Genomic DNA, 6,182 nt, shown 5'->3' with positions numbered 1-6,182 from the left:
GATCTTCAGGTGGTACCAGGCGTCCAGCTCGCGGCCCCCGTCGGTATGGATACTCACCGGATATCCCAGTACCGGATCGTAGCTGGCCACCACCGTCAGCGACGGGTCGCGGAACTGACGCGCCAGCCACGCGAACACGCTGTCGATGCTGGTCGCGTCCTTCGGCGGCGACCCGCCCTCCGGCGCGTTCAGGACCACACTACCCGTGGGGGTGACGGCCAGGGTCCACGGCCCGTCGGATATGCGGAACCGGGCCTCGGCGACGTCGAACCGATAGGCCGTCGGCCGCTCGCGCACCCACTGGTCGCGGCGCTGCCGCATCTCCAGCAACCTGGCTCGTCGATCCGCGGCGTCGAACGACGCAGGCGGGAGATACAGGTTCATGACCACCGAATCCGCGGCGCCCAGCCGGACCAATCCATCCGAGATGCCCAGGTCCGCGGAGGCCATGCCTCGGACCATGTAGGCTCCGGCCGGAAGCTCCGCGGTGAAACGCCCGGTGGTGTCGGCCGATATGAAGCGCACTTCCTGGCCTTCGATCCCGGGAATCGGGTCCACGGCGATCCGGCCCGCCGGTACTGGAAGGCCGGTCATCAGATCGAAGATGCGCCCTGACAGCGTAGCGTGGCCCTGGAGCGTATCCGCGGACTGGGCCAGGGTCGCCCCCGGGACCGCCGCCAGGAGCAGGACAAGGGTAGGAATCAGCAGTTTCGGCAAAGGAATCACGAGGCTCGGGTTGAGGCGGCTGACGGCTCCGGCCGGGGTCAGGGCGCAGGCCGGAGATGCAGGTCCTGGCTATCATAGCGGAAATGAGCCCGTGGCGAGAAGCGGCGCAGGCCTACGCTGCTCGCGGCGCCATTCGACACGCGGAAGGTCACCAGCGCGTCCGGGACGCCGGGATCGCGCCAGCGGATGCGGAAGGGCGGAGCTCGTCCCGCTGCTCCGATGCAATCTGCAGCGGCTTCAGGCACGTGCCTGGCCGTCAGGTGCCGTCCGCCGACCGGCTGGCGCGCGCCGCGGTGCTGCCGGGGCGCGGCGCCTGCCCGAAGCGGCGCTCCAGCTCGCCCCACACCGCGCCTGCGTCCAGGCCGCGGGCGCGCCACAGCACCATCAGGTGAAAGAGCAGGTCGGCGGATTCGCTGCGGAGCTCGGCGTTGTCGCCGTTCTTGGCGGCGATCACCGTTTCCGTGGCCTCTTCGCCCACCTTCTTGAGCACCTTGTCGATCCCCGCGGCGAACAGGTAGGTGGTGTACGAGCCCTCGGGGCGCTCCTGCTCGCGCGCGGCGATGATCTCGTCCAGCCGGTCCAGCATGTGGCGCGCGTCCGCCCCTTCGCCCACCGCCTCGCCGTCGATCCCGCGATGGAAGCAGCTGCGCTCGCCGGTGTGGCAGGCGGGGCCTGTCTGCCGCACGCGGTAGAGCACGGCGTCGCCGTCGCAGTCCATTCGCACGTCTTCCACTTCCTGCACGTGGCCGCTGGTTTCGCCCTTGGCCCACAGCGACTTGCGCGACCGGCTCCAGTAGTGGGCGCGGCCGGTGCTGTGGGTGAGCTGCAGCGCTTCGGCGTTGGCCCACGCGAGCATCAGCACCTCGCCCGTGCGCGCGTCCTGCGCGACGACGGGCACCAGGCCGCGCTCGTCGAAGGTGATCTGGTCCGTCCGGGGCATTGCGTGGGCGCGTGCTGGTTGTCGTCGTCCGAGAGCGCGGGAAGGTAGGGTGGGGGCAGGGAATAGGGAATGGGAGTGATGGGAATCATTGGAATAGGGGATCGAGAACAGGAGCCCACCGGAAGCGGCACGCGTCTCGCCCGCGACTTTCGCACTTTCGCACTCTCGCACTTTCGCACTTCGTTACATGCAACATGCCCTGGAACGTGTGCCGGCCTGGCGCGATGCGTGGACTCGTAGCGGCCAACTGGTGCTGCTGCTGGATTTCGACGGAACGCTGGCGCCCATCGTGGCGCGTCCGGAGATGGCCGAAATTCCCAGGCGTACCCGGCGCGCGCTCGATTCTCTGATGGCGCTGCCCGGCGTGACGGTCGCGGTCGTCAGCGGGCGGGGGCTGGCTGACGTGAGGGAGCGCGCGGCCATTCCGGGGATCGCCTACGCGGGGAACCACGGGATGGAGATCGAGGGCGCGGGGCTGCACCGCATCCATCCCGAAGCCGCCGCCGCGCGTCCCGAACTGGAAGTGGTGGCGCGGGAGATCGGCTACGTGCTGGGGGCGATCGACGGCGCGTTCGTCGAAGACAAGGGGCTGACGCTGAGCATCCACTACCGCCAGGCGGCAGAGCGCGAGGCGGAGGTGCGGAACGCCGTCCATGGCGCGGCGGACGGGCGGCCGGGGCTCCAGGTGACGGAGGGGAAGATGGTGCTGGAGGTGCGGCCCCGCGTGGAGTGGGACAAGGGCCGCGCCGTGCTCTTTCTCCTGGACCAGATGCGCCCGCCGGAAGGAGCGCCCGTGCTGTACCTGGGCGACGACCGCACCGACGAGGATGCGTTCCGCGCGCTGGCAAGCTGGGGCGCCTCCGCAGAGGGCGTGCTCATCGCCGATCCGCTCCCCGCCGAGAGTGCCGCGCGCTCGTACCTGCGCGACCCGGCGGAGGTGGGCGAGTTGTTCGAGGCGCTCGCCGCCGGCCGGTGATGCCTGTCGGCTGGGGCGCTCGATCCGAATTGATTGGACCGCTTCAAGCAATGAGACACGCGATGGTTTCGTTCGCGGCGCAGGCGTTGCGATGGCGCGCGGCGGATGGGTAGGTTGGCGGCCCTGAACGCAATCCTGACGAGCGAGCCTCGATGAAGCTGCACGTGTCCGGCGACGTCACCGTTCCGGGCGACAAGTCCATGACGCACCGCGCGCTTATGTTCAGCGCCGTGGCGGACGGCGAAAGCCGCCTGCGCGGCCTGCTGCCGGGCGCGGACTGCCGGAGTACCGCGTCCGTGCTGCACGCGCTGGGCGTGGACGTTCCCGCCCCGCCGGCGGACGGCTCCGAGATCCGCGTCGTGGGACGGGGGATCGGCGCGTGGGCGGAGCCGCGCGAGTGGCTGGACTGCGGCAACAGCGGAACGACGGCGCGGCTGATGATGGGGCTTCTCGCCTCGCGCCCGTTCAACGCGACGCTCACGGGCGACGAGTCGCTGCGCAACCGCCCGATGCGCCGCATCACCGCCCCGCTCGAGCGGATGGGCGCGCGATTTCAGGAGTTGGGCGGAGCCGGCACCCTGCCCATCGAAGTCGGCGGCGGGGACCTTCGCCCGCTGCACTACGCATCGCCAAAGGCCAGCGCGCAGATCAAGAGCGCGGTCCTGCTGGCCGGCCTGGGCGCGGGCGTGCCCGTCTCCGTCACCGAGCCCATCCTCTCGCGCGACCACACTGAGCGCATGCTGCGGGCGCTGGGCGAGTTCGTGCAGACTAGCGTGGCGGACGGCGCGGTGCACGTGAGCCTGACGCCCAGCGGACGCGCGCTGCCGCAGCTGGACCTGTCCGTGCCCGGCGACCCGTCGTCCGCCGCGTTCCTCGTCGCCCTCGCCCTGCTGGCGGACGAGGGCGAGCTGCGCATCCGGGACGTCTGCGTGAACCCCACGCGGACGGGGTTCTTCGAGCTCGTCGCGCGCATGGGTGCCCGCGTCGCGCGGGAGAACCAACGTGAGGAGGGCGGCGAGCTGGTCGCGGACCTCGTCGTCCGCCCGGCGCGGCTGCGGGGGATCGACGTAGGCGGGAAAGAGGTGCCGGCCGCCATCGACGAGATTCCCATGCTCGCGGTGCTGGCGGCCTGCGCGGAGGGGGAGACGCGGATCACGGGCGCCGGCGAGCTGCGGGTAAAGGAGACGGACCGCATCGCCGCGGTGGCCGGCAACCTGCGCGCGCTGGGGGTGGATGCGGAGGAGCTGGAGGACGGGCTGGTCGTTCGCGGAACGGACCGGCCGCTCTCGGGCGCGGTGCGATCGTTCGACGACCACCGGATCGCGATGGCGTTCGGGGTGCTGGGGGCCCGCCCGGAGAATGCGATCGAGATCGACGACCGCGCCGTCGTGGACGTGAGCTTCCCGGGGTTCTGGGAGTTGCTGGACAGGGTGACGGGGCACTCGGCCCATTGAGTGCCCGGCCCAGCACGGGCGAATGAATTCGCTGCAACAACCACACGAAGTCCGCCTGCGCGGACTGGCTTGCCGCGGTGTGAGTTAAGCCTGGTGGCGCGCCCAGGCCGTGTGCAGGTCTCCCCCTCCCCTGCGAAGCGGGGGACGGGGGCCGGGGGGAGGGGGCTGCCGCGGCATGCGAGGTACCCAGTCGAACCCCGACCGAAATTCTCCCCTCTCCCGGCGCAGTTTGCCGGAGGAGGGGCCGGGGGAGGGGCCCTCCGGCGGACGCGTCTCGGGCTTGGGTGCTCGCTGCCGCGCCCGGGCCGAGAAGTGGCGCAGGCTGGATCCTTCGGCGCGCGAGGAGTGAGTTACAGGCCGGTTGGGTGCGCCTGCGCCTCAGGATGACAAAGTTCTCCCTTCCCCCGCGCAGTTTGCGGGGAAGGGCTGGGGATGGGGGGCGCCGCGGCGTGCGGCGATCCAGCCTCATCCGGCATGAAGTTACGCCTCTTCGCATGACGCGCATGACCGAAAACAGACGCCCCGACGGGATCATCATCGCGCTGGACGGCCCCGCGGGCTCCGGCAAGAGCTCCACCGCCAAGGCCGTCGCCGAGCGGCTGGGCTACCGGCACCTGGACTCGGGCGCCTTCTACCGCGCCATCACCTATGCCGCCCTGCAGGCCGGCATCGACGCCGACCGCTGGGAAACGCTCTCGGGCGACGAGCTGGACCGGCTGGACGTGCACGGCGTTCCCGGCGAGCGCGGCTACGTGATGATGGTCGGCGGACGCGACGTGAGCGCCGAGATCCGGACTCCGCGCGTGAACGAGCACGTTTCGCGGATGGCCGCCGTCCCCACCGTGCGCGAGTGGCTGATGGACGCCCTGCGCGAATCCGGCGCGCGCGGCGGGCTGGTGGCCGACGGGCGCGACATCGGCACCGTGGTGTTTCCCGAAGCCGAGCTCAAGGCGTACCTGATCGCCGACGCCGAGGAGCGCGCCCGGCGCCGGCTGATGGAGCAGGGCGAGGCGGACCTGTCCGAGCAGCACGTGCGGGTGGAAGCCGCGCGGCTGCAGGGGCGCGACGAGCTGGACAGCAACCGCGCCGCCGCGCCGCTGCGGCAGGCCGAAGACGCGGTGGTCATCGACACCACGCACCTGACGCTGGAGCAGCAGGTGCAGCGCATCGTGGAGCTTGCGCGCGAGCGGGGCGGGGTTGACCCGAACGGAGAAGTGGCGTAACTTTCTCCGTTTCCCGGGCATTTTTTCAGGCCCTCAGCCGCTCACCCTCAAACCCACCGCCGGCACCCATCCCGCCGGCGGGAGTTACGGGAGATCCACACCACATGTCCGACATCACCGCAGCAGACTTCTTGTCCGGCGAGGACGAGGGCGGCGTCGCCGTCGCCCGCGAGCCCTGGCGCCCGGGCAATGAGCTTACCATCGAGCAGATCGCCGAGCGCGCGCGTTCGCTCGGCATTCGCCCCGACCTCTTCGACGAAGACGAGTACACGTCCGAAGAGTACGAGGCGATGCTCGACATGTACGAGCCCACCCTCAGCAACATCGAAGAGGGTGAGATCGTCAAGGCCCGGATCCTCCGCATCACCGACAAGGCGGTGATCCTGGACCTGGGCTTCAAGAGCGAGGGCGCGGTTACCCGCGACGAGTTCAAGGACCCGGACTCGCTGCAGATCGGCGACGAGGTCGAGGTCTTCCTCGAGAACCTCGAGGACGAGGACGGCGTGGTCGTCCTTTCCAAGAAGAAGGCCGACTTCCTGCGCGTGTGGGAGCAGATCCGCGTGGCGTACGAGAACGGCACCGCCGTAGCCGGCATGCTCACACGCAAGATCAAGGGCGGCGTCACCGTCGACCTGATGGGCGTCGACGCGTTCCTGCCGGGCTCGCAGATCGCGCTGCGCCGGGTTCCGAACATCGAGGACCTGATCGGCGAGACGTACGAGTTCAAGATCATCAAGCTCAACAAGCGCCGCCGCAACATCGTGGTGTCGCGCCGCGTGCTCCTGGAAGCCGACCGCGAGATCAAGCGCGACAAGCTGAAGAAGGAGCTCGAGGTAGGCCAGCAGCGCGTGGGCATCGTCAAG

At 70.2% G+C, this 6,182-nt stretch carries 6 protein-coding genes; 4 read left to right on the top strand and 2 right to left on the bottom strand.

The annotated features are described in order from the left end of the window. A partial coding sequence (locus tag VIB55_RS03435) for a DUF6174 domain-containing protein (RefSeq protein WP_331875268.1) occupies positions 1-594 on the bottom strand: 594 nt, incomplete at its 3' end. 388 nt (positions 595-982) lie between these two features. Continuing rightward, the gene (gene hisIE / locus VIB55_RS03430) at positions 983-1,666 is read right to left on the bottom strand and encodes a bifunctional phosphoribosyl-AMP cyclohydrolase/phosphoribosyl-ATP diphosphatase HisIE (RefSeq protein ID WP_331875267.1); all 684 of its coding nucleotides are present in this window, start codon (positions 1,664-1,666) and stop codon (positions 983-985) included. A 208-nt stretch (positions 1,667-1,874) separates the two neighbouring features. Here hisIE and otsB point away from each other — a divergent pair, with 208 nt between their 5' ends. The 4 genes from otsB to VIB55_RS03410 all read left to right on the top strand — a co-directional run. Further along, positions 1,875-2,642 carry a trehalose-phosphatase gene (otsB, locus tag VIB55_RS03425; protein ID WP_331875266.1) on the top strand — a complete coding sequence of 256 codons (768 nt, stop codon included), beginning with the start codon at positions 1,875-1,877 and terminating at the stop codon, positions 2,640-2,642. Between the two features lie 152 nt (positions 2,643-2,794). Beyond that, positions 2,795-4,096, top strand: a complete 1,302-nt coding sequence (gene aroA, locus VIB55_RS03420; protein WP_331875265.1) for a 3-phosphoshikimate 1-carboxyvinyltransferase — start codon at positions 2,795-2,797, stop codon at positions 4,094-4,096. A gap of 503 nt (positions 4,097-4,599) precedes the next feature. Then, positions 4,600-5,319, top strand: a complete 720-nt coding sequence (gene cmk / locus VIB55_RS03415) for a (d)CMP kinase (RefSeq protein ID WP_331875264.1) — start codon at positions 4,600-4,602, stop codon at positions 5,317-5,319. A 104-nt stretch (positions 5,320-5,423) separates the two neighbouring features. Then, positions 5,424-6,182 (top strand): S1 RNA-binding domain-containing protein (locus tag VIB55_RS03410; protein ID WP_331875263.1); only part of this gene is annotated, 759 nt, incomplete at its 3' end.

The sequence above is a fragment of the Longimicrobium sp. genome, assembly GCF_036554565.1.
Taxonomy (GTDB): domain Bacteria; phylum Gemmatimonadota; class Gemmatimonadetes; order Longimicrobiales; family Longimicrobiaceae; genus Longimicrobium.
This window is presented reverse-complemented; position numbering and strand designations above follow the sequence as displayed.